The organism is Mesorhizobium sp. USDA 4132 (assembly GCF_056279545.1).
On the sequence record NZ_JBWCCP010000001.1, the window covers coordinates 1,722,581 to 1,742,924 of the forward strand.

Annotated in this window: 18 protein-coding genes; 9 read left to right on the forward strand and 9 right to left on the reverse strand. The window is 62.0% G+C overall.

The features are described from left to right. The first annotated feature begins 101 nt into the window (after positions 1-101). The gene (locus ACZ9IU_RS09020) at positions 102-1,502 is read left to right on the forward strand and encodes a DegQ family serine endoprotease (RefSeq protein ID WP_038542211.1); all 1,401 of its coding nucleotides are present in this window, start codon (positions 102-104) and stop codon (positions 1,500-1,502) included. Then, entirely contained in the window at positions 1,499-2,815 is a 1,317-nt protein-coding gene (locus ACZ9IU_RS09025; RefSeq protein WP_038542214.1) for a replication-associated recombination protein A, read from the forward strand. The genes ACZ9IU_RS09020 and ACZ9IU_RS09025 overlap by 4 nt, the downstream gene beginning before the upstream one ends. A gap of 18 nt (positions 2,816-2,833) precedes the next feature. On the opposite strand, the gene ACZ9IU_RS09030 is transcribed toward ACZ9IU_RS09025, so the two are convergent. Next, positions 2,834-3,148, reverse strand: a complete 315-nt coding sequence (locus ACZ9IU_RS09030; protein WP_038549053.1) for a DUF1883 domain-containing protein — start codon at positions 3,146-3,148, stop codon at positions 2,834-2,836. 330 nt (positions 3,149-3,478) lie between these two features. Between ACZ9IU_RS09030 and ACZ9IU_RS09035 the strand changes: the two genes are divergently transcribed. Continuing rightward, positions 3,479-4,420: an alpha/beta fold hydrolase gene (locus ACZ9IU_RS09035; protein WP_038542217.1), complete on the forward strand. Its 942-nt coding sequence runs from the start codon at positions 3,479-3,481 to the stop codon at positions 4,418-4,420. Between the two features lie 94 nt (positions 4,421-4,514). On the opposite strand, the gene ACZ9IU_RS09040 is transcribed toward ACZ9IU_RS09035, so the two are convergent. Further along, positions 4,515-5,516 (reverse strand): ketopantoate reductase family protein, encoded by a 1,002-nt coding sequence (locus tag ACZ9IU_RS09040; RefSeq protein ID WP_038542220.1) that lies wholly within the window; start codon positions 5,514-5,516, stop codon positions 4,515-4,517. 80 nt (positions 5,517-5,596) lie between these two features. Then, positions 5,597-5,815 (reverse strand): hypothetical protein, encoded by a 219-nt coding sequence (locus ACZ9IU_RS09045; protein ID WP_038542223.1) that lies wholly within the window; start codon positions 5,813-5,815, stop codon positions 5,597-5,599. Positions 5,816-6,033: 218 nt separating this feature from the next. Between ACZ9IU_RS09045 and ftsZ the strand changes: the two genes are divergently transcribed. The 4 genes from ftsZ to ACZ9IU_RS09065 all read left to right on the forward strand — a co-directional run bounded on the left by ftsZ (position 6,034) and on the right by ACZ9IU_RS09065 (position 9,762). Further along, entirely contained in the window at positions 6,034-7,059 is a 1,026-nt protein-coding gene (gene ftsZ / locus ACZ9IU_RS09050) for a cell division protein FtsZ (protein WP_038542227.1), read from the forward strand. Positions 7,060-7,217: 158 nt separating this feature from the next. Continuing rightward, positions 7,218-8,003, forward strand: coding sequence for a class I SAM-dependent methyltransferase (locus ACZ9IU_RS09055; protein WP_038542230.1), 786 nt, complete (start codon positions 7,218-7,220; stop codon positions 8,001-8,003). Between the two features lie 112 nt (positions 8,004-8,115). Continuing rightward, entirely contained in the window at positions 8,116-8,817 is a 702-nt protein-coding gene (locus ACZ9IU_RS09060; protein WP_038542233.1) for a DUF1223 domain-containing protein, read from the forward strand. Positions 8,818-9,132: 315 nt separating this feature from the next. Next, complete coding sequence (locus tag ACZ9IU_RS09065; protein ID WP_051899688.1) at positions 9,133-9,762, forward strand: outer membrane protein; 630 nt, start codon at positions 9,133-9,135, stop codon at positions 9,760-9,762. Between the two features lie 113 nt (positions 9,763-9,875). Here ACZ9IU_RS09065 and ACZ9IU_RS09070 read toward each other — a convergent pair whose 3' ends face one another. Both ACZ9IU_RS09070 and ACZ9IU_RS09075 read right to left on the reverse strand, forming a co-directional pair. Then, positions 9,876-10,508 carry a hypothetical protein gene (locus tag ACZ9IU_RS09070; protein WP_038542236.1) on the reverse strand — a complete coding sequence of 211 codons (633 nt, stop codon included), beginning with the start codon at positions 10,506-10,508 and terminating at the stop codon, positions 9,876-9,878. Between the two features lie 251 nt (positions 10,509-10,759). Continuing rightward, positions 10,760-11,893 (reverse strand): FAD-dependent oxidoreductase, encoded by a 1,134-nt coding sequence (locus tag ACZ9IU_RS09075; protein WP_038549057.1) that lies wholly within the window; start codon positions 11,891-11,893, stop codon positions 10,760-10,762. A gap of 82 nt (positions 11,894-11,975) precedes the next feature. Here ACZ9IU_RS09075 and ACZ9IU_RS09080 point away from each other — a divergent pair, with 82 nt between their 5' ends. Beyond that, a complete protein-coding gene (locus ACZ9IU_RS09080; RefSeq protein ID WP_038549059.1) occupies positions 11,976-12,644 on the forward strand; it encodes a TetR/AcrR family transcriptional regulator in 669 nt (222 codons plus the stop codon). Positions 12,645-12,676: 32 nt separating this feature from the next. Here the strand turns inward: ACZ9IU_RS09080 and ACZ9IU_RS09085 are convergent, their stop codons facing one another. Then, a complete protein-coding gene (locus tag ACZ9IU_RS09085) occupies positions 12,677-13,063 on the reverse strand; it encodes a winged helix-turn-helix transcriptional regulator (RefSeq protein ID WP_038542239.1) in 387 nt (128 codons plus the stop codon). Between the two features lie 125 nt (positions 13,064-13,188). Here ACZ9IU_RS09085 and ACZ9IU_RS09090 point away from each other — a divergent pair, with 125 nt between their 5' ends. After that, positions 13,189-13,773, forward strand: coding sequence for a glutathione binding-like protein (locus tag ACZ9IU_RS09090; RefSeq protein ID WP_038542243.1), 585 nt, complete (start codon positions 13,189-13,191; stop codon positions 13,771-13,773). A gap of 242 nt (positions 13,774-14,015) precedes the next feature. Here ACZ9IU_RS09090 and ACZ9IU_RS09095 read toward each other — a convergent pair whose 3' ends face one another. The 3 genes from ACZ9IU_RS09095 to gpt form a co-directional block, all read right to left on the reverse strand. Further along, positions 14,016-14,861, reverse strand: coding sequence for a class I SAM-dependent methyltransferase (locus ACZ9IU_RS09095; protein WP_038549061.1), 846 nt, complete (start codon positions 14,859-14,861; stop codon positions 14,016-14,018). Positions 14,862-15,320: 459 nt separating this feature from the next. Beyond that, positions 15,321-19,130 carry a vitamin B12-dependent ribonucleotide reductase gene (locus ACZ9IU_RS09100; protein ID WP_038542249.1) on the reverse strand — a complete coding sequence of 1,270 codons (3,810 nt, stop codon included), beginning with the start codon at positions 19,128-19,130 and terminating at the stop codon, positions 15,321-15,323. A 679-nt stretch (positions 19,131-19,809) separates the two neighbouring features. Continuing rightward, positions 19,810-20,307 carry a xanthine phosphoribosyltransferase gene (gpt, locus tag ACZ9IU_RS09105; RefSeq protein WP_038542252.1) on the reverse strand — a complete coding sequence of 166 codons (498 nt, stop codon included), beginning with the start codon at positions 20,305-20,307 and terminating at the stop codon, positions 19,810-19,812. Positions 20,308-20,344 lie beyond the last annotated feature (37 nt).

The window sequence follows — 20,344 nt, forward strand, 5'->3', positions numbered from 1 at the left end:
AAGGTTGACGGTTTTCGCCACAATCTCCGTTGTTCCGCCACCTTTCCTTTCTAGTTTTCCACGCTACAAATCGATCCGGATTTTCTCAAATGAGGACTTACATGCTGACCATGCCGAAATGCGTGACGACCGGCCTTCTCGCTCTCGCTCTCCTGATGCCAGTCGCGGCACTCGCCCAGGACAAGGTGGTGCCACAGAGCCGCCAGGAAATGCAGCTCTCCTTCTCGCCGCTGGTCAAGCAGACCGCCGGCGCCGTCGTCAACGTCTATGCCGAACGGGTCGTGCAGCGCCTCAATCCGTTTGCGGGGGACCCCTTCTTCGAGCAGTTCTTCGGCCAGCGAATGCCGAACCGTTCGGAAAAGCAGTCCTCGCTCGGCTCCGGCGTGATCCTTGCGGCAGATGGCCTCGTCGTTACCAACAACCACGTCATCGAAGGTGCCGACGACATCAAGATCGCGCTTGCGGATGGCCGCGAGTTCCCTTGCGATGTCGTGCTGAAGGACGAGAGCGTCGATCTTGCGGTACTTCGGATCAAGTCGAAGGAGCACTTCCCGGTGCTGCCGGTCGCCGATTCCGATCGCGTCGAGGTCGGCGACCTCGTGCTGGCGATCGGCAATCCGTTCGGCGTCGGCCAGACTGTGACGAGCGGCATCGTCTCCGCACTTGCCCGCAACCAGATCACTACGGGCGATTTCGGCTTCTTCATCCAGACTGACGCTTCGATCAATCCGGGCAATTCCGGCGGCGCCTTGATGAACATGAACGGCGAGCTGATCGGCATCAACACCGCGATCTTTTCGCGCGGCGGCGGTTCGAACGGCATCGGTTTTGCGATCCCCGCCAATCTCGTCAAAGTCTTTCTGGCGGCGGCTTCCGAGGGCAAGAAGAGCTTCGAACGCCCCTTCGTCGGCGCGAGCTTCGATGCGGTCAATTCGGATGTTGCCGAAGCGCTCGGCCTCAAGACCGCGCGCGGCGCTCTGGTGACCCGCGTTGTCGAGGGCGGACCGGCGGACAAGGCCGGCCTCAAGCCCGGCGAAGTGGTCATCGCCGTCAACGGCATTGCGGTCGAGCATCCCGATGCGCTCGGTTACCGGCTGACGACCGCCGGTCTCGGCAAGCAGGCGACGCTCACCGTCCAGACGGCGGACGGCCAGCGGCAGGTGAACCTCGCACTCAACACTGCGCCGGAAACCACGCCGCGCGACGAGCGGCTTGTCGAGGGCCGCAATCCCTTCGCCGGCCTGAGGATCGCCAACCTCTCGCCGAAGCTCGCGACCGAGCTGCACATTCCGGCCGAAAAGAGCGGCGTGATCGTGACCGACGTGACGCGCAACTCTCCCGCTGCGCGCCTGGGCTTCCAGCCGAAGGACATCCTGATCTCGCTCAACGGCACTGCCGTCACCAGCACGAAGGGCATGGAAGCCATGCTCAACGATGATCCAGGTTTCTGGCGGGTCGAGATCGAGCGCGACGGCCAGCGTATCAGGCAGTTCTTTCGATGAGCGGTGATCTTTTCGCGCCGAAGGTCCCGGAAGAGGTCGCCAACCGGCGGCCGCTTGCCGACCGCCTGCGGCCGAAGTCGCTTGCCGAAGTCACCGGCCAGCCGCACCTGACCGGCGAAGATGGCGCGCTGCGCCGAATGATCGACTCGGGTTCGCTCGGCTCGATGATTTTCTGGGGTCCGCCCGGTACCGGCAAGACCACCGTCGCACGGCTGCTATCGGGCGAGGCGGGGCTCGCCTTCGAGCAGATCTCGGCGATCTTTTCCGGCGTTGCGGATCTGAAGAAAGTGTTCGAGACCGCCCGCCTGCGCCGTATGGACGGTCGCCAGACGCTGCTGTTCGTCGATGAGATCCATCGCTTCAATCGTGCCCAGCAGGACAGTTTCCTACCCGTTATGGAGGACGGCACCGTCATCCTGGTCGGTGCGACCACCGAAAACCCGAGCTTCGAACTCAACGCCGCTCTTCTGTCGCGTGCCCGGGTGCTGACCTTCCGCAGCCATGACGAAGAGAGCCTGAGCGAGCTTCTCACCCGCGCCGAACAGGCCGAAGGCAAGCCGCTGCCGCTCGACGACGACGCCCGGGCCAGCCTGATCCGCATGGCGGATGGCGACGGCCGCGCCGTGCTGACGCTTGCCGAAGAGGTCTGGCGCGCCGCACGGGAAGGGGAGGTCTTCGATACGACGGGCCTCACCCAGATCGTCCAGCGCCGCGCGCCGGTCTACGACAAGGCGCAGGACGGCCACTACAATCTGATCTCCGCGCTCCACAAGTCGGTGCGCGGCTCCGATCCGGACGCGGCGCTTTATTATCTGGCGCGGATGTTCGATGCCGGCGAGGACCCGCTTTATCTCGGCCGCCGGCTTGTTCGCATGGCCATCGAGGATATCGGTCTTGCCGATCCGCAGGCATTGGTCGTCTGCAACGCCGCCAAGGATGCCTACGACTATCTCGGTTCGCCGGAAGGCGAGCTGGCATTTGCGCAGGCCTGCGTCTATCTGGCGACCGCGCCGAAATCCAATGCGGTCTATACCGCCTTCAAGGCGGCCACACGCGCCGCCAAGGAAAACGGCTCGCTCCTGCCGCCCAAGCACATCCTCAATGCCCCGACCAAGCTGATGAAGGGCGAGGGATATGGCGAGGGTTACCGCTACGATCACGACGAGCCGGACGCCTTTTCAGGCCAGGACTATTTTCCGGAAAAGATGGGCCGGCAGACGTTCTATGATCCGCCGGAACGCGGCTTCGAGCGCGACATCCGCAAACGGCTCGACTGGTGGGCCAAGCTTCGCAAGGAACGAAATCCGAAGTGAAACTCTTCTGGCAGCCGATCAAGAGGCGTGTTTTTGAGCCACGACGTTGGCCGGCGCTCCGATCAGCCTAACGGAGGATTCCGCCAGACCGTGATGGCCTTCCATGTCGACGATGACGTGCCAATGGCCCGCCTCCGGGATGACCAGGCGGATAGGGGATCGTTTGGCGACGCCGCCGACATATTTGAAATCGAGCAGTTCCGTGAAGCGCTGGAAATTGGCGGCATTCATCAGGCGCACGTTGTTGACCGCATTCAACGTCACCTCGATCGTCGTCCCCGCGCGCTGCGGCTTCAAGTCGTAGTGGGTAAAGCGGAAATTCGGTACGGCCATTCCTGCCTCATTGATGCCAGCATAGAAGTTCATCAATCTTAACAATACGTCGTTAACGAATAGTGGAACATTGCGGTTTCCCGTGTGTTTACTTCCGTGAAGACCAGCTTCGGCCGGCATATCCCTAGGCCGCGCCGAAGACAATCAGGCGGCTTTCGTCCCCTGCAGCCGCCGCACAAGAATAATACTTTGACCTCCAATCTACCTGTCCCGCCGTCTCCTCGCGGCGGGACTTTCTTTTGCGCGAAGAAATTTCGGCGTGGATTGTCGGCCCGGGCTTGTCCTCTTCGTCCTTGGGGCATCACCAACCAATCCATCGAGGAGGACATCATGTCGATCAGGATATTGGCCACCGCAATTGCAGCCGTCGTCGCATCGTTCGTTCCGGCTCCGGCCGAAGCGCAGGAACCGAAAGCGGCCACACCCCAGGCGATCGCCGCCGAGCCGTCGAAGAAGGGCTATGTCGAGGTCGGCGGCATCAACTATTATTACGAGATCCGCGGGGAGGGCGAACCGCTGCTGCTGCTTCATGGCGGTCTGGGCTCCGTCGATATGTTCGCGCCGATCATGCCGGCGCTGACGCAGCACCGCCAGGTCATCGGCGTCGACCTCCAGGGTCATGGCCGCACGTCGCTCGGCAAGCGGCCGTTCAGCCTGGAAGCCATGGGCGCCGACATGGGCAAGATCGTCTCCGAACTCGGCTACGGGCAGGTCGATGTGCTGGGTTATTCCATGGGCGGCGGCGTCGGCCTGCAGATGGCCGCACAGTCACCAGAAAAGGTACGGCGGCTCGTCATCGCCTCGGCACCCTTTGCCAAGAACGGCTTCTTCCCGGAAATGATCCCCCAGCAGGAAGCCGTTAGCGGTGCCATGGCCGAGATGATGAAGGAGACGCCGATGTTCATCTCCTACAAGGCGGTAGCGCCGGATGTCTCCGAATTCCCGCGGCTCCTCGACGCGATGGGCGACCTGATGCGTCGGGATTACGATTTCTCCGATGCGGTCGCCAGGTTGACCATGCCAGTCATGCTGGTCTTCGGCGACAGCGACATGATCCGCCCGGAGCACATCGTCGAATTCTATCACAAGCTCGGCGGCGGCCTGAAGGATGCCGGCTGGATGCGCGAGAACATGCCGAAGAACCGGCTGGCGATCCTGCCCGATCTTACCCATTACGAGGCCTTCGCGTCGCCGGCCCTGGTGCCGACCGTGCTGCCCTTCCTGGATGGCAAGAGCAATGCGCCGAACTGGGCGGAACAGGTCAAGAAGTGAAATCGCTAAACGCGATGCCGGTCGAAAGTCGGCATCGCCTCATCTTTTCAGGCGCTTGTGTGGGTTTGCGGATTCTGGTTCATAAAACCTTGAATCAGTTTCTGAGGTTTTCGCGGTCGAGTTGGAGGGTCAGCGCCAACACCGTTTCGCAGGTCGGCGTCGGCACGCCGGCGAGCTTTCCGAGCGCGACCACCATACCGGTCAGGGGCATGATCTCCAGGGCCTTGCCGGCAAGCAGGTCCTGCAGCATCGAGGTCCTGACGGGGCCGAAACCGCCCGACCGGCTGAGCTGCTCTTCGACGCTGCCGCTGAAGACCGCGCCAAGCGCCTCGCCGACAGCCCTGGTCTCCGTCATCACCTTGCCGACCTGTTCGACCAGCGCCGCGTTTTCCATGATGCTGTTCATTCGGCCGCGGGTGAGCGCGCTGATCGGGTTGTAGGCGGCATTACCCATCAGCTTGGTCCAGATCGCGTCCCGGATCCGCTCTGTCGGCAGGATGTTTAGGCCGGCGCGGCCGAGAAGCGCCGAGATCGACTGGAGGTCCTGCGAGAGTTCACCCGAGGGTTCGCCGAGGAAAAAACGGCCATCGCCGTTGAGACGGATAGTGCCGGGCTCGATTACCTCGGCACCCTGATAGGCGACGCACCCGATCACCCGTTCGGGCCCGACGAGCCGCCACAGCTTTCCCTCGGGATCGAGCTCCGAAAGCTGGCGTTCCGCATGCCCGCTTTCCGCGTCCCGATGGAAATACCACCACGGGATGCCGTTCAGGATCATGATGATCCGAGTGCCTTCCTTGAGAAGGCCGGCGAGGCCCTCGGCGGCATCGGCAAGCTGGTGTCCCTTGAGACCGGTGATGATCAGGTCCTGTTTCGGCAGATCCGACGGATCGCTGGTGGCGGTGACACGCGCACGGAGCGGCGCGGCATCGCCCCCCGGCTCGACGGTCAGGCCCTTGTCGCGGATGGCGGCGAGATGTGCGCCGCGCGCCACGACGGAGACGTCCGCCTCAGGGCCAAGCCCGTTGGCAATCTTCGTCGCAAACGTGCCCCCGAGAGCGCCCGCACCATAGATGCAGATATTCCTGATGGTCATGATATCCTCGCAACGCTTATATGCAGTGCGGTAGGTTTAGGACATCTTCGGGATTCAGGCGAACGAGTTTTTGTGATGGGTCAATGGGCCCAACTGGCGGATACGAGCTCTGTCCGGCGAAGCTCGTCGATCGCGGTGACGGCGTCTTCGACAGACCAGCCGGCCTTGACGGCGGCGGCGATCATCTTGATCTCCGCTTCCTCTTCGAGCGCAAGAAAGAGCGGTTCAAGGGCCTCCTGAACGGTGAGGATATGTTCATCCGGCGGGGCAATAGACGTACGTGCAGCGGACGTAGGCATGATACGCTCGGCTCCTCTCTCTTTTGTGATCGAATCCTCACAATTGCTGTGAGCGGGAAAAGTTCCACGCAACTTGTGGAAAATTTCATTCGGACGGTTTCTGCGGCTCAAAGCTTGTTCTTTCGCCAAGCCTCTGCCTTGTTGCCCAGCTAAAATACATGTGATTCGGGTGCCACGAGGCCGCCCGGCCGGCGGGTGCCGATGCCAAGGAGATTGCGATGACGGACGCCAAAAAACACCAGATTACCGAAATGCGGCCGAAGATCACCGTGATCGGCGTCGGCGGCGGCGGTGGCAACGCCATCAACAACATGATTGCCGAGGAGCTGGAAGGCGTCGATTTCATCGCCGCCAATACCGACGCACAGGTCCTGGCGACTTCCAAGGCATCCCGCCGCATCCAGCTCGGCGCCCACGTGACCGAAGGTCTCGGCGCCGGCTCGCTGCCGGAGATCGGCCGCGCTGCAGCAGAAGAATCGATCGACGAGATCATGGATCATCTGTCCGGCTCGCATATGTGCTTCGTGACGGCCGGCATGGGCGGCGGCACCGGTACCGGTGCGGCGCCGATCATCGCCCAGGCCGCCCGCAATGCCGGCATCCTGACCGTTGGCGTCGTCACCAAGCCCTTCACCTTCGAAGGCAATCGCCGCATGAAGACGGCCGATGCCGGCATCGAGGAACTGCGCCGCGCCGCCGATACGGTCATCGTCATTCCGAACCAGAATCTCTTCCGCATCGCCGACGCCAAGACCACGTTCGCCGACGCGTTCATGACCGCCGACAAGGTGCTGTTTGCTGGCGTCGGCTGCATCACCGACCTGATTGTCAAGGAAGGCCTCATCAACCTCGATTTCGCCGACGTGAAATCGGTGATGAAGGGCATGGGCAGGGCGATGATGGGCACGGGCGAAGCCTCCGGCGACGGTCGTGCGCTACTCGCCGCGGAAGCTGCGATCGCCAATCCGCTGCTCGACGATATCTCGATGAAGGGCGCCAAGGGCGTGCTGATCTCGATCTCCGGCGGTTCCGACATGACCCTGTTCGAGGTGGACGAAGCCGCAAGCCGCATCCGCGACGAGGTCATGGACGATGCCGATATCGTCGTCGGCGCAATCTTCGACCGCAGCCTCGACGGCAAGTTCCGTGTCTCCGTCGTCGCGACCGGCCTCGACGGCGGCGATGCGGGCATTGCTCCGGGATCTCCGGCAGACATGCAGACGTTCCAGCGCACGCTGCAGTAACCGCCCCGGCCTCCGGGCCAGGAGATCCGTTCCAACAGAAGCCTTCCGGCGGTTTTTGCTGCCGGAAGGCTTCTGCTTTCCGGGTTCCAACGTCTTTTCATTGTCATCCGTCGCGGATATAGCTCGCCGCCCATTCGACGATTGAGAGGAGGAAGAGCATGGATGCGACTGATGTCGGCTCCCATTGGGAGAGCAATGCCGAGACCTGGACGATCTATTCGCGGGCCGGTTACGACAAATACCGGGACGTGCTGAACACTCCGGCCTTTCTCGACATGCTGCCGCCGGTTGCCGGGTTGAAAGGCCTCGATCTCGGCTGCGGCGAGGGCACCAATACCCGCGCAGTCGCCCGGCTCGGCGCCGAGATGACCGGCCTCGACATCGCCCCGACCTTCATCCGCTACGCTCGCGAGACCGAGGCTGCCGATCCGCTCGGCATCGCCTATGCGCTCGGCGACGGGCAGGGGATCGACTTTCCGGACGAGAGTTTTGATTTCGTCACGGCCTTCATGTCGATGATGGACATGGCCGATCAGCGCCAAGTGCTGAAGGGCATTTACCGCATCCTGAAGCCGGGCGGTTTCCTGCAGTTCTCGATCCTGCATCCCTGTTTCGTGCCGCTGACGCGCAAGAATATCCGCGATGAGAGCGGAGAGGCGGTGGCGGTGCAGATCGCCGATTATTTCGACGAGACGGACGGGCGGATCGAACGCTGGCTGTTTTCTGAAATTCCGGCCGAGGAGCGGGCGAAGCTGACGCCGTTTTCGGTGCCGCGTTTCCACCGCACGCTGACCACCTGGGTGTCGATGGTCGTCGGCGCCGGACTGGTGATCGAGGCCTTCGGCGAGCCGATGGCATCCGAAGAGGTGGCGAAGGCCGAACCGGTTGTCGCCGACACTCGCGTGGCACCGATCTTCCTGCATATCCGCGCCGGTAAACCCTAGACGCGAAAAGAGCGGCCACGCAGTCCGAATGGTCACTAAAGCGTGAGCCTGTAACCGGGGTGCTGCCTGCCGCGAATGAGGCTGCAATGGCCATGCTGCAAGGAGCACCCCCGTGAACAACCAGAATTCCTTTCGTCTCGCATTCGCCGCACTGTCCCTGAGCCTCCTAGGTGCAGCACCTGCCCTGGCCGGCGCGCGAAATCCGGTCGTGGTCGAGCTATTCACCAGCCAGGGCTGCTCATCCTGCCCGCCCGCCAATGCCAATCTGGTCAAGCTGAGCCGCGATCCCGCCATCCTGGCGCTCAGCTTCGCCGTGACCTATTGGGACTACCTCGGCTGGAAGGACATTTTCGGCAGGGAGGAGTTCACGCGGCGCCAGGCGACCTACGAACCGGCGCTGGGTCAGTCGAGCCCGTTCACGCCGCAGATGGTTATTAACGGTCGCACCTCGACTGTCGGGCAGGATCTTGGTGAAGTTCGTAGCCTGATTGCGGCAGAAAAGCCGCTTGCCGGACCTGCGGTCAGCCTGAAAGGCGATACGGCCGCGATCGAGGGCGGCGGCAAACCGGCTTCGCCTGCCGATATCTGGCTGGTTCGTTATGATGCGGGCCTTGTCGAAGTTCCCGTGGCACGCGGCGAAAATGCCGGCGAGACATTGCCCCATGCGCATGTGGTGCGCGAACTGACGCATCTTGGGCTGTGGAACGGCAAGGCGCAAAGTCTGACGATGCCGGCGGCAAAGTCCAACCAGAAACGTGCTCTGCTCGTTCAGGAACGCAATGGTGGGCAAATTCTCGCGGCTGCGACGGATTGATGAGGCGCGGAGGGTGAAGTCTATTGATGTCTGCCCCCATCCGGATCGAGCGGTTCCGTGCGATGCCGCTTCATATCTCGCCGGCACCGAGGCCTGTTCCCGAGACTGTTACACTTGTTGATCGGCTGTCGAGCCCTCGTGGCCTGCGGATTAAGGAAGTGTTTATGAATTCATGAAAAATGAATGGAAACTTGCCGGCGGTCCGGGCCTCAAGGGCTTGGGTGGGATGAACGTGACCGTCGCGCGGTGTGTAACCTTTGAGTAACCGCCTGCTGATGTTTGAGATGCAGGCGCTGTACGGAGTAGACCAAGACCATGAACAACAGGCCATTCGCCCTGGCGATCCTCGCCGCATTCGCTGCCACGCCTCTCTGGGCCGCCGACCTGGCGCCTTATTCCGAGCCGCCGACCTATAACGAACCTGCCGGCGCGCCGAAGGCGGGCTGGGGTGGTGCCTATGTTGGTGCCGATCTCGGCATGGCATCCCGCAAGCTGAACCCGTTCGATGGCGACAAGGGCCTCGTTCTCGGCGGTCACGGCGGCTACAATATCGACCTCGATTCCGGCGTCGTTGGCGCGGAAATCGAAGCTTCGCATCTCGGCAACGTCGAAAGCCGCGTGCCCGGCGGCAAGATCACCGAAAAGGGCCGGGTCGCGGCCAAGGCCAAGGCCGGCGTCGGCTTCAATCAGACGCTTGTCTACGGCACCGCAGGCGCCGCGCTCACCAGCTTCGGTGGCAAGAACGGTACGTCCGGTCCGGACGGCTGGAAGCCGGGTTGGGTCCTGGGCGCCGGCGTCGAGCAGAAGCTCACCGACAACCTGTCGGCCCGGGTCGAATACAATTACACCATGACCAACGACGTCCGCAGCACCTCCGGCGGCGTCTCCTCCAGGACCGACGTGCGCGACCAGACGCTCAAGGCTGGCGTGAACTACAAGTTCTAGGACGCAAGCCCATCGGATCGATCGGATCCGGTGGCGGGATTTTACCGCTAGAGAAACTCAAAGCGCCGTGCGCCGAAAAGGCGCGCGGCGCTGCCGGTTTATAGCGGCAGTTCTCAGCGAGCCGCCTGGGTGTCGAGATGGTCACGGAGCTGATCGATCTTACCGACCGCCGGACCGACGCCAAGCTCGTCCTGCGCCCATCCGAAAGCTTCGTCGCTCACCGGGGCACCTGCGAAATCCTTCAGCGCATCGCGCAGCGCAGCTTCGCCGAGTTCGGGATCCGTGGCTGTCGGGGCCATGCCGTTCGTCTTCTCGTATTGCGCATAGGCCGTCATATAGGCCGAAAGCGAGGTCATCCGCGGATCGCTGGTGTTGAGATAGGCGTGGAAGTTGCGCCGCAGCGAGTTGAGGCCAGTTAGTTTAGAGGCTTGCGGCTTGGCTTTCTCGGCGGGCGTCACCTTCGAGACCTGTCGGCCGGCATCCTTCTTCGCCCGCTCCTTGCCGGAGCCGAGATTGGCTGAGGTCGACCGGCTCTTGCCGGAATGGCCATGGTTCGAGAGATTGTCGCGATCGGTGCCGCTGCCGCCGCCGTTTCCACCGCCGTGGCCACCACCGTTTCCACCACCGTTTCCGCCACCATTTCCGTCTTTGGCGAAAGCGAGGTCTGAAAATCCGGCTACGCCGCCGCCGACGGAGACTGCAGCAAGCGCCAGGACAACGATGCCGTTCTTGAGGACCTTGTTCATAATCACCGATCTCCTCGATATACCCTGCCCAAACCGGGAGACGCTCCGCGCTTCAGGGCCTTCAGATGCCGGGCATTCTGGAGCAGCGGCGAATATAAATCCATGGGATTAGGACCAATGATCCTGCCTTCGGGACCAAGGTCGGGTGGGGGCGGGGACCTTGGTCTCAAGGGGCCGTTCCCGAGCGGCGGCGGACGCGGTGTTCTGTCCTGTGTCTGCGGCAAATGGCGAGGTCCGTCCAGCTGACTTATCTAAGAACCTAGTCCATTATCGAGAAACGCCTCGACCAGCCCGTGAGGCGAGTTGCCGCCGAACAGTGTCCCGACGAGTTGGGTGGCTTCGGCAGCGGCCACGGCACTACGAGGAAAGAGATCCGTCTCGTAGGCCAGCAGTGCAGCCTCGACATCTGCGCCGTTGGCGGCAAGCACCTTGGCGAGCTGCGCCCCATCATACATCGCGAGGTTTGCCCCTTCGCCGGACGGTATCATCAGGTGCGCGGCGTCGCCGAGCAGCGTCACTCCCGGGACCCGATCCCATCGATGGTCTTGTGGAAGCTGATGGAGGACACGAGCCACGGGGGCTGTCTCGCTATCGGTGATGAGAGCCGTCAGTGCCGGATCCCAGTCGTGGAACTCGGCCGCGATCCGGGCCGTGGCAGACGCTGAGTCGGAGAAGTCGAGGCCGTCGATCCACGCCTTCGGTTTGTTCAGCGCCACATATGCATGAAGCGTCGCATTGGGCTCGCGATGCGCCATGATGCCCTGGCCCGGCGACAGCGCGAACAGCGAGCCGCCGCCGACCGCCTCGGCGCTCGCCTTGTGGCGCAGGTCGGCGTCGAACAGCCAGGTTTCCACAAACGTCGTTCCGACATAGGTCGGCTTCGCATCGGAGACGAGGGCGCGCACCTTCGACCAGGCGCCGTCTGCCCCGACGAGGATGTCGGTGGTGACCTTGAAGCCATCCGCGAACTCCAATTCGTGACGTCCGCCGCCAAATGGGTACGCAGCCACAAGCCTGCTTGCCCAGCGGACCGTGCCGCCGGGAAGCGACTCCAGCAGGAGCCCGCGCAACTCCCCGCGCGGCACCTCCGGGCGCCCGCCCGTGCCGTCGTCGGAATTGTCCATGAGGATGTTGCCGTGCTTGTCGAGGACGCGTGACTGCTGACCTCCGGGATGGATGAGCTTTACGAACTCCTCATGGAGCCCAGCGTCCTTCAGCGCGAGCTGGCCGGTGAACTCGTGGATGTCGAGCATGCCGCCTTGAGGACGCGCGTTCGCTGAAGAATCCGCCTCGTAGACAGTGGCGGAGATGCCGTGAACGTGGAGGACGCGGGCAAGCGTCAGGCCGCCGAGGCCGGCGCCGATGATGGCGACATGTGTACTCATGACGAGCCTTTCGCAGTTCAGAACGACAATGGAATGACATTCCATATTTGGAATGACGTTCCATATATGTCAAGGTGACGGCATGAAGAAAGCAGCTGGAACAAGACGGCAGGATTCCCTCTCGAGGGATCGTATCATCGACACGGCGATCAGGATCCTGGATAGCGATGGCGAGACGGGGCTGACATTCCAGGCGCTCGCGAGGACGCTCGCGACCGGCGCTGGGGCGATCTACTGGCACGTCGAGAACAAGAACGATCTGCTGACGGCGGCTTGCGACGCCGTCGTCGCTCGAACCTTGGACGCGGCTGAGGGCGGTGCCATGCCCGGGGCGACAATCCGCGCCCTGGCCGTCGGATTGTTCGATGCGATGGACGAACATCCCTGGATAGGCTCGGCGCTGGCACGGGCCGGCGGGAAGATGCCGATATTGCGCATCCTGGAGGGTGTGGGCCAGCAGGTGCGCGCCTTCGGGGTGCCACAGGAGGCCGAATGGACGACCGTCTCGGCTATTCTCAGCTACATCCTCGGCGTCGGCGGACAGAACGCGGCCAATGCTCAGTTTGCGGGGCAGCACGGTCTCGACAGATCGAAATTCCTGGAGGAGGTTGCCGACGAGTGGTCCAGGCTGGATCCGGACGAGTTCCCGTTCGCGCGAAGCATCGCCCTCTATCTGCCGCAGCATGACGACCGTGCCGACTTCGTCGCCGGGATCGACCTCATCCTCCGCGGCATCGGGATGCCGAGCTAGTCCCGCGCGGTGTCCGGGGTGCGGAGAAATCGTTAAGTCGGAAAAGCTTGCAGCTTTCCGCTGGCGTCATACTGAAGGCGGTTATCTTCGATCGTTCCCCGGTGCGTGACGGCCCACTCGGCGAGCTGCCGCACGGTTTCCGATAGGGAATGCCCAAGCGGGGTCAAAGTATATTGGACCTGAGGCGGTGTACTGTGATGGACGGTTCGATCGACCAGGCCGTCGCGTTCCAGCGTCTTGAGCGTCCGTGTCAGCATCTGCTGCGAAATACCGCCCACCTGCCGCTTCAGCTCGTTGAACCGTCGGGCACCCAGCCGAAGCGACACGACGACCTGGATCGTCCATTTGTCGCCGACGCGGCTCAGGATTTCACTCACCCCTCTGCAATCGGCTTCCGCGTGCGAAACAGTCACATCCATCTGACCAACTCCCAAAGATATGCTTTTGACGGGCATTTTTAGGTCACATAAGTGGTCGTGGTCAACATTGTAGACTTTGTCTCCGGAAAGAAAAGCCGAGACGGGTCCACCACAAGGAGACCACCATGAACCTCTTCTATTATCCCGCCGCCTGCAGTCTGGCCGATCACATAGCGCTCATCGAGACAGGGCTTGCCTATAAGCTCCTGAGCATCAACCATGAGAGAAAGACAGAGGACGGCCGGGATTTCCTGTCCATCAACCCGAAGGGCTATATCCCAACCCTTGAGCTGGAGGACGGAGTGTTTCTCACGGAGAACCCGGTCATTCTGAACTTCATCGCCGAAAAGAGCGGGAAGCTTCTTCCGAAGGACGGCATGATCCGGTGGCGGGCGCTCGAGTCTCTCGCTTTCATGGCGTCCGAAATCCATGCAAGTTACCAGCCCTTCTTCAGGGATTTCCCCGAGCCGGAGAAAGTGCGCGCCCGCGAAAAGCTTGCGAAAGCCTTCGCTATTCTCGCCGACCAGATGGGCGACAAGAAATTCCTCGTCAGCGACGAGATGACGATTGCAGATTGCTACCTGTTCTGGATCCTGATGGTCGCGCCCAAGAGCGGCGTCGACCTGCCGGAAAACCTCCGCAGGGCCTTCGACCGCATGCGGGCACTGCCCTCCGTGATCCAGGCGCTCGCCGAGGAAGGACTGGGCTGATCGGAGCGGCCGTCCCGAACTGAGCGCACAACGTTCCGAGCCAAGCGTACCGCGAGAGGCGGTCCGCTTGGCTCGGAAAACGCGCGAAAGGGCGACGGCTGCTGCGTTGAGATTTCGTCATGGGGCGGCGCATAGCCAGCCGATCAGCAGGTCCGCGTGCCCCCTGTATGGGCGCATTTCAACCGAGCCAATCGTCGGCCAGGCCTCCCCGCTCTCCACCTCCGCTTCCGCGGGACGACAATCTACCGTGTACCGACAATTACAGACGCGGTCGAACGAAGCTGCACCTGTCCGTCCCGAACGGATTGTCGTGCCAGAGCCAGGACCTCGTCGCGGATCCGCGTTTTCGTCTCCGGGTCGGCTTTCGCAAGTCCTGCCACTACGGGGGCGGCGATGTCTGTCATGAAGTCCCAGTACCTCTCCGGCGACTCGTGGGTCATGATGGACGACACTTCCTCCTCGTTTATGTCCTTCAGGCCGGCCCCCTCGAAGGCGCCGCGCATCAAACCAGACGGGGCGCAACGAAAGAGCCCCGGCGATCCGGGCGGTGGCGCAGGCATCTCCACATGGCGAGCGATCGTTGACATGATCGTCGTTGCCCAGGGGTTGCTGTCCGGCCCACTCCAGACGGCCGCGCAGATACGCGCCCCTGGCTTCGCCACCCGGGCAAATTCTCGAGCCGCAAGCGAGATATCGGGAAAGAACATGAACCCGAAGCGGCACAGAACGCTGTCGAAATGTGCATCGGGAAATGGCAGCGCTCCCGCATCGCAGGCTTTGGTTTCGAAATTCGACAGGCCCCGGCGCGCCGCATTCTCGGCGGCTACCGCCAGCATGCGCTCGGAGAGATCGGTTACCGTCACTCTTCCACGCGGCACCATCGCGGCCGCGGTAAGGCCAGGTTCGCCGGTGCCGGCGGCAACGTCAAGGACGTGCGAGTGCTCGTGCAAGTTCGCGAGCCGCAGCATCGCATCACCAAACGGCGCCAGCCAGCGGAGAACCGGCTCGTCCCATTTTTTCCAGCCTGCGGAAAAACGATCCCATGTGTCGCGCTGCTGGTCGCGGATATCATCGAGGTTTCCAGGCATGCCCGTCGCTCCTTCCATGATAGACCTCCCGGTCGGCCGGGTGACACACTATGAGCGCTCTGAACCAGCTTGCAATCAAATACATGCCGTAACGGGATGCACGCTATGTCGACACAAAGACCGGCGCGGGCGATGGTCGCTTACAGCGCAAAATTGCCATAGCGCTACACGGCTTAATGGTTTTTGATCTCAAGTGTCGGAATTAGCTGGCTCGGGTGTGCGGGCACGCCGGGCAAAGCTGGCTTCGCCCACCTCGGACGGCCGGGGATCGTTTCAATCCCATCTTCGACGTAGATGCCGAAGTTGATCGGCCTCACGTCCGCCTGCTGCGCAATCTCCCGCACCGGGTCTTGCAAAGGCATATAGTTTTTCAGGCACCGGAGTGCCTGAAAAATTCTCGATGAGGCTGATTCTGGACAAACCGATCGTTTCAATGATTCGATCAGCCATTTACATTCATCAGCTGCAGCCGCTCGTCGCACCGCAAGTGTCGCACTTCTCGCACGTGCCGTTGCGCACCATCGTGAAGTTCTGGCACTCGCCGCACATGTTGCCCGTATAGCCCTGGGCGATCGAGCGCATGCGGCGTTCGTTTTCGACCTTTTTGGCTTCCGTCTTGGCGGTTGCTGCCTCGTCGGCGGCCTTGTCGGAGAAGAGGGCCGTGGTGGCGGCCTGTTCTTCGGTCAGTTCCTCGACGATCTCTTCGGCGAGTTCCTTGGCGCGCTCCTCGTAGTCCCGCTTGAACGAGACGATTTCGGAGGTGGAGATGGCAACCGTCGGTTCCAGCTTGCGGGCGGCTGCACCGGCAAAGGCGGTGACGTTGGTGCCGGCCGAGGCGCGGGCAGGGGCGGCGGTCGCCGCACCCTTGATGTCGGCCGGGCGGTCGCCGCCGGTGCCGGAGACGAGCGTCGGCTTGTAACCGCGGGTCAGGCCCTTGGAGACCACGTCCGCCTTGCCTTCCGAGACGCCGCGGCCAAGCGCGGTGTTGGAGAAGTCCGATGTGTCGACATGCGCGAGGTCGTGGCGGCCGAGATAGGAGATCGCCAGTTCCCGGAACACGTAGTCGAGGATGGACGTGGCGTTCTTGATCGCGTCATTGCCCGTGACGATGCCGGCCGGCTCGAACTTGGTGAACGTGAAGGCATCGACATATTCCTCGAGCGGCACGCCATACTGCAGGCCGAGCGAGACGGAGATCGCGAAGTTGTTGATGAAGGCGCGCAGCGCCGAGCCTTCCTTGTTCATGTCGAGGAAGATTTCGCCGAGACGGCCGTCGTCGTATTCGCCGGTGCGCAGGAAGATCGTGTGTCCGCCGATCTTCGCCTTCTGGGTATAACCCTTGCGGCGGCCGGGCAGCTTTTCCTGGCTGCGGACGACCTTTTCGATGATCCGCTCGACGATCTTTTCGGTGATCGTCACCGCCTGGGCTGCCGCCGGCTGGGCCAGCAGTTCCTCGACGGCGTCTTCCGCATCGTCATCGGCAATCAGCGACGAGTTGAGCGGCTGGGAGAGCTTCGAGCCGTCGCGATAAAGCGCGTTCGCCTTTACGCCGAGCTTCCAGGACAGCATGTAGGCGGAGCCGCAGTCCTCGACGGTCGCATCGTTCGGCATGTTGATCGTCTTGGAGATCGCACCCGAGATGAACGGCTGGGCAGCCGCCATCATGCGGATATGGCTTTCGACCGAGAGATAACGCTTGCCGATCTTGCCGCAGGGATTGGCGCAATCGAAGACGGCCAAATGTTCGGCCTTCAGGAAGGGAGCGCCTTCGAGCGTCATCGCGCCGCAGACATGGATGTTGGCGGCTTCGATGTCCTTCTTGGAGAAGCCGATATGTTCGAGCAGGTTGAAGCTCACGTCGGCGAGCTGCTCGTCGGTGACTCCAAGCGTGCCCTTCAGGAAGTCTGCGCCAAGCGTCCACTGGTTGAAGACGAACTTGATGTCGAAGGCGGCCTTGGTGGCGCCGTTGATGGCTTCGATCTTCTCGTCGGTGAAGCCCTTGGCCTTCAGCGAGCCGGAGTTGATGCCGGGGGCCTGGTTGAGGTTGCCGTGGCCGACGGCATAGGCCTCGATCTCGGCGATCTGGCTTTCCGAATAACCGAGCGTGCGCAGGGCTTCCGGAACGGCGCGGTTGATGATCTTCCAGTAGCCGCCGCCGGCGAGCTTCTTGAACTTGACGAGCGCGAAATCGGGCTCGATGCCGGTCGTGTCGCAATCCATCACGAGGCCGATCGTGCCGGTCGGGGCGATAACCGAGACCTGCGCGTTGCGGTAGCCGTGCTGTTCGCCGAGGACAAGCGCCTTGTCCCAGGCAGCCTTGGCATGGGCGACCAGATCCTGGTCCGGGTTTTCCGAATGGATCAGCGCCACCGGGTTGACCGACAGCTGCTCATAGCCGGAGGTTTCGCCATGGGCGGCGCGGCGATGGTTGCGGATGACCCGCAGCATGCTGTCGCGGTTCGGAGCGAAGTTGGGGAAGGGACCGAGCTCGGAGGCGATTTCAGCCGAGGTGGCGTAGGAAATGCCGGTCATGATCGCGGTCAGCGAGCCGGCGATGGCGCGGCCTTCCGGAGAGTCGTAGGCGATGCCGGTCGACATCAGGAGGCCGCCGATATTGGCGTAGCCGAGGCCGAGCGTGCGGTACTGATAGGAAAGTTCGGCGATCTGGCGCGACGGGAACTGCGCCATCATCACCGAGATTTCGAGCACGACGGTCCAAAGGCGCGTGGCATGTTCGTAGTCGGCGATGTTGATGCGGGCAGTCGCCTTGTCCTTGAACTGCAGCAGGTTCATGGAAGCGAGGTTGCAGGCCGTGTCGTCGAGGAACATGTATTCCGAGCACGGGTTCGAGCCGCGGATCGGGCCGCCGGCCGGCGAGGTGTGCCAGTCGTTCATCGTCGTATTGAAGTGGATGCCCGGATCGGCGGACGCCCAGGCGGCGTAGGAGATCTGTTCCCAGAGATCCTTGGCCTTCAGCGTCTTCATCACCCGGCCGTCCTTGCGGGCGGTCAGGTTCCAGTCGCTATCCTGCTCGACAGCGCGCAAAAAGTCGTCTTTGAGCGAGACGGAGTTGTTGGAGTTCTGGCCGGAGACGGTGAGATAGGCTTCCGAATCCCAGTCCGTGTCATAGGTCTTGAATTCCAGGTCCTTGTAGCCCTGGCGGGCGAACTGGATGACGCGGCCGATATAGTTTTCCGGAACCTGATCCTTCTTGGCAGCCTTGATCTCGCGCTTCAGGGCCGGGTTCTTGAGCGGGTCGTAGCAATCGTCGCCAGATCCGCCTTCGCAGTTCAGGCAGGCCTTCATGATCGCCTTCAGGTGGCGGGAGACGATCTTAGAGCCGGTGACGAGGGCTGCCACCTTCTGCTCTTCCTTGACCTTCCAGTTGATGTATTCCTCGATATCCGGATGGTCGATGTCGACGACGACCATCTTGGCGGCGCGACGGGTGGTGCCGCCCGACTTGATGGCGCCCGCAGCGCGGTCGCCGATCTTGAGGAAGCTCATCAGGCCCGACGAACGGCCGCCGCCGGACAGTTTTTCGCCTGCGCCGCGCAGCATCGAGAAGTTGGAGCCGGTGCCGGAGCCGTATTTGAAGAGGCGCGCCTCGCGGACCCAAAGGTCCATGATGCCGCCCTCGTTGACGAGATCGTCCTCGACCGACTGGATGAAGCAGGCATGCGGCTGCGGATGCTCATAGGCCGACTTCGACTTGGTGAGCTTAGCCGTGAAGGGATCGACATAGAAATGGCCCTGGCCGGGGCCGTCGATGCCATAGGCCCAATGCAGGCCGGTGTTGAACCACTGCGGGGAATTCGGGGCGACGCGCTGGGTTGCGAGCATGTAGGCAAGCTCGTCCATGAAGGCGGCCGCGTCTTCTTCGGAGGTGAAATAACCGCCCTTCCAGCCCCAGTAGGTCCAGGTGCCGGCAAGGCGCGAAAAGACCTGGCGCGCGTCGGTTTCGGAACCGTACTGCTCTTCCTTAGGCAGTGCCTTCATCGCTTCCGTGTCAGCTACAGAGCGCCACAGGAAGGAGGGGACGTCATTCTCTTCGACCTTTTTCAGGATCTTAGGAACGCCGGCCTTGCGGAAATACTTCTGCGCCAGAACGTCCGTCGCAACCTGGGAGAACTGCGCCGGCACGTCGATATCGGCAAGCCGGAAGACGATCGAGCCGTCCGGATTGCGGATCTCGCTGATCCCCTTGCGGAATTCGATTTCCCCGTAAGCACCTGTCTCCGGCTTGGTGAAACGACGTTCGATGCGCATTGCCTTAAATCCTCGTCCGTTGGCGCCTGATGATAAGGCGCAGATGTGCCGCTCCAGCCCACACGTTCGACGCGCGCAGCCGGTTGAATGTTCCCGATCCCAGGTGAATCATCTTTCGATGCCAACCTGTATGTTGTGGTGATAACGGCTGCAACACTACTACATATAGTATTAACAGAATCTTTCCGCCAGTCCCAGCCGTTGTTTCGGAGCGGAAAATCGAGCACGCACGGAGACCCTGATAGCAGCCCGCCCCTCATAGCCGGACTGCGTGATCTTTTCCCGTCAAACTCGAAGAAGAACCGGCCTCGTAATTCCGGTCCAGTCGCCGCCGCAACGTAAGGAACACTGTCGAACGAGCCGAGAGATTCGTCAAGGCGTAGATTGCAACGCTTTTATAACCACAAGATATTGTGGTTCTTGGCTGTGGATAACGGGGATGAAGAAATAGCCGAGGATTCTCAGGCAGTTGCGGGGATGGCCTGAAACTTGTGTTACGAAGCCGAGAAATATTTCGTGAGCGGCGGCCGGTGCCAGAAGCCCGGTTCAGCAGGGTTTTGAAGGCTCGGCCGTACCATATTGAGACACATCAGGAATCTGCGGCCACTAGTAATAGACAAGCCCGCGCGGGTTTTTAACCGGGCGGGCTCGTGACAAGGACCGAGATTTTCGGAAAGAATCAGCCCTTGGCGCCCTTGGCGATCGGCTCCTGATAGGTGAAGCCCATGTCCCAAGGGAAATAGATCCAGGTGTCCTGGCTGACTTCGGTGACGAAAGTGTCGATGGTCGGCACACCGGAGGGTTTTGCATAGACGCAGGCGAAATGGGCCTTCGGCAGCATGGCGCGCACTTCCGACGCCGTCTTGCCGGTATCGGTCAGGTCGTCGATGACCAGGACGCCGGCGCCTTCGTCGACCGTCAGTTCGGGCGTGATTCCCTTCAGGAGGTTCATTTCGCCCTGGTTGACGTAGTCGCGGTAGGAGGCGATGCAGACCGTCTCGATCAGGCGGATATTGAGTTCGCGCGAAATGATCGCCGCCGGCACAAGGCCGCCGCGGGTGATGCAGACGATGGCACGGAATTCCCGGCCAAGGCCGGCGAGCCGCCAGGCAAGTGCCCGGGCATCACGGTGGAACTGGTCCCAGGAAACGGGGAAGGCTTTTTCGGGAAGAGACATAGGGCTGGCCACCATTTGCGAAAGCATATTGTTGGCT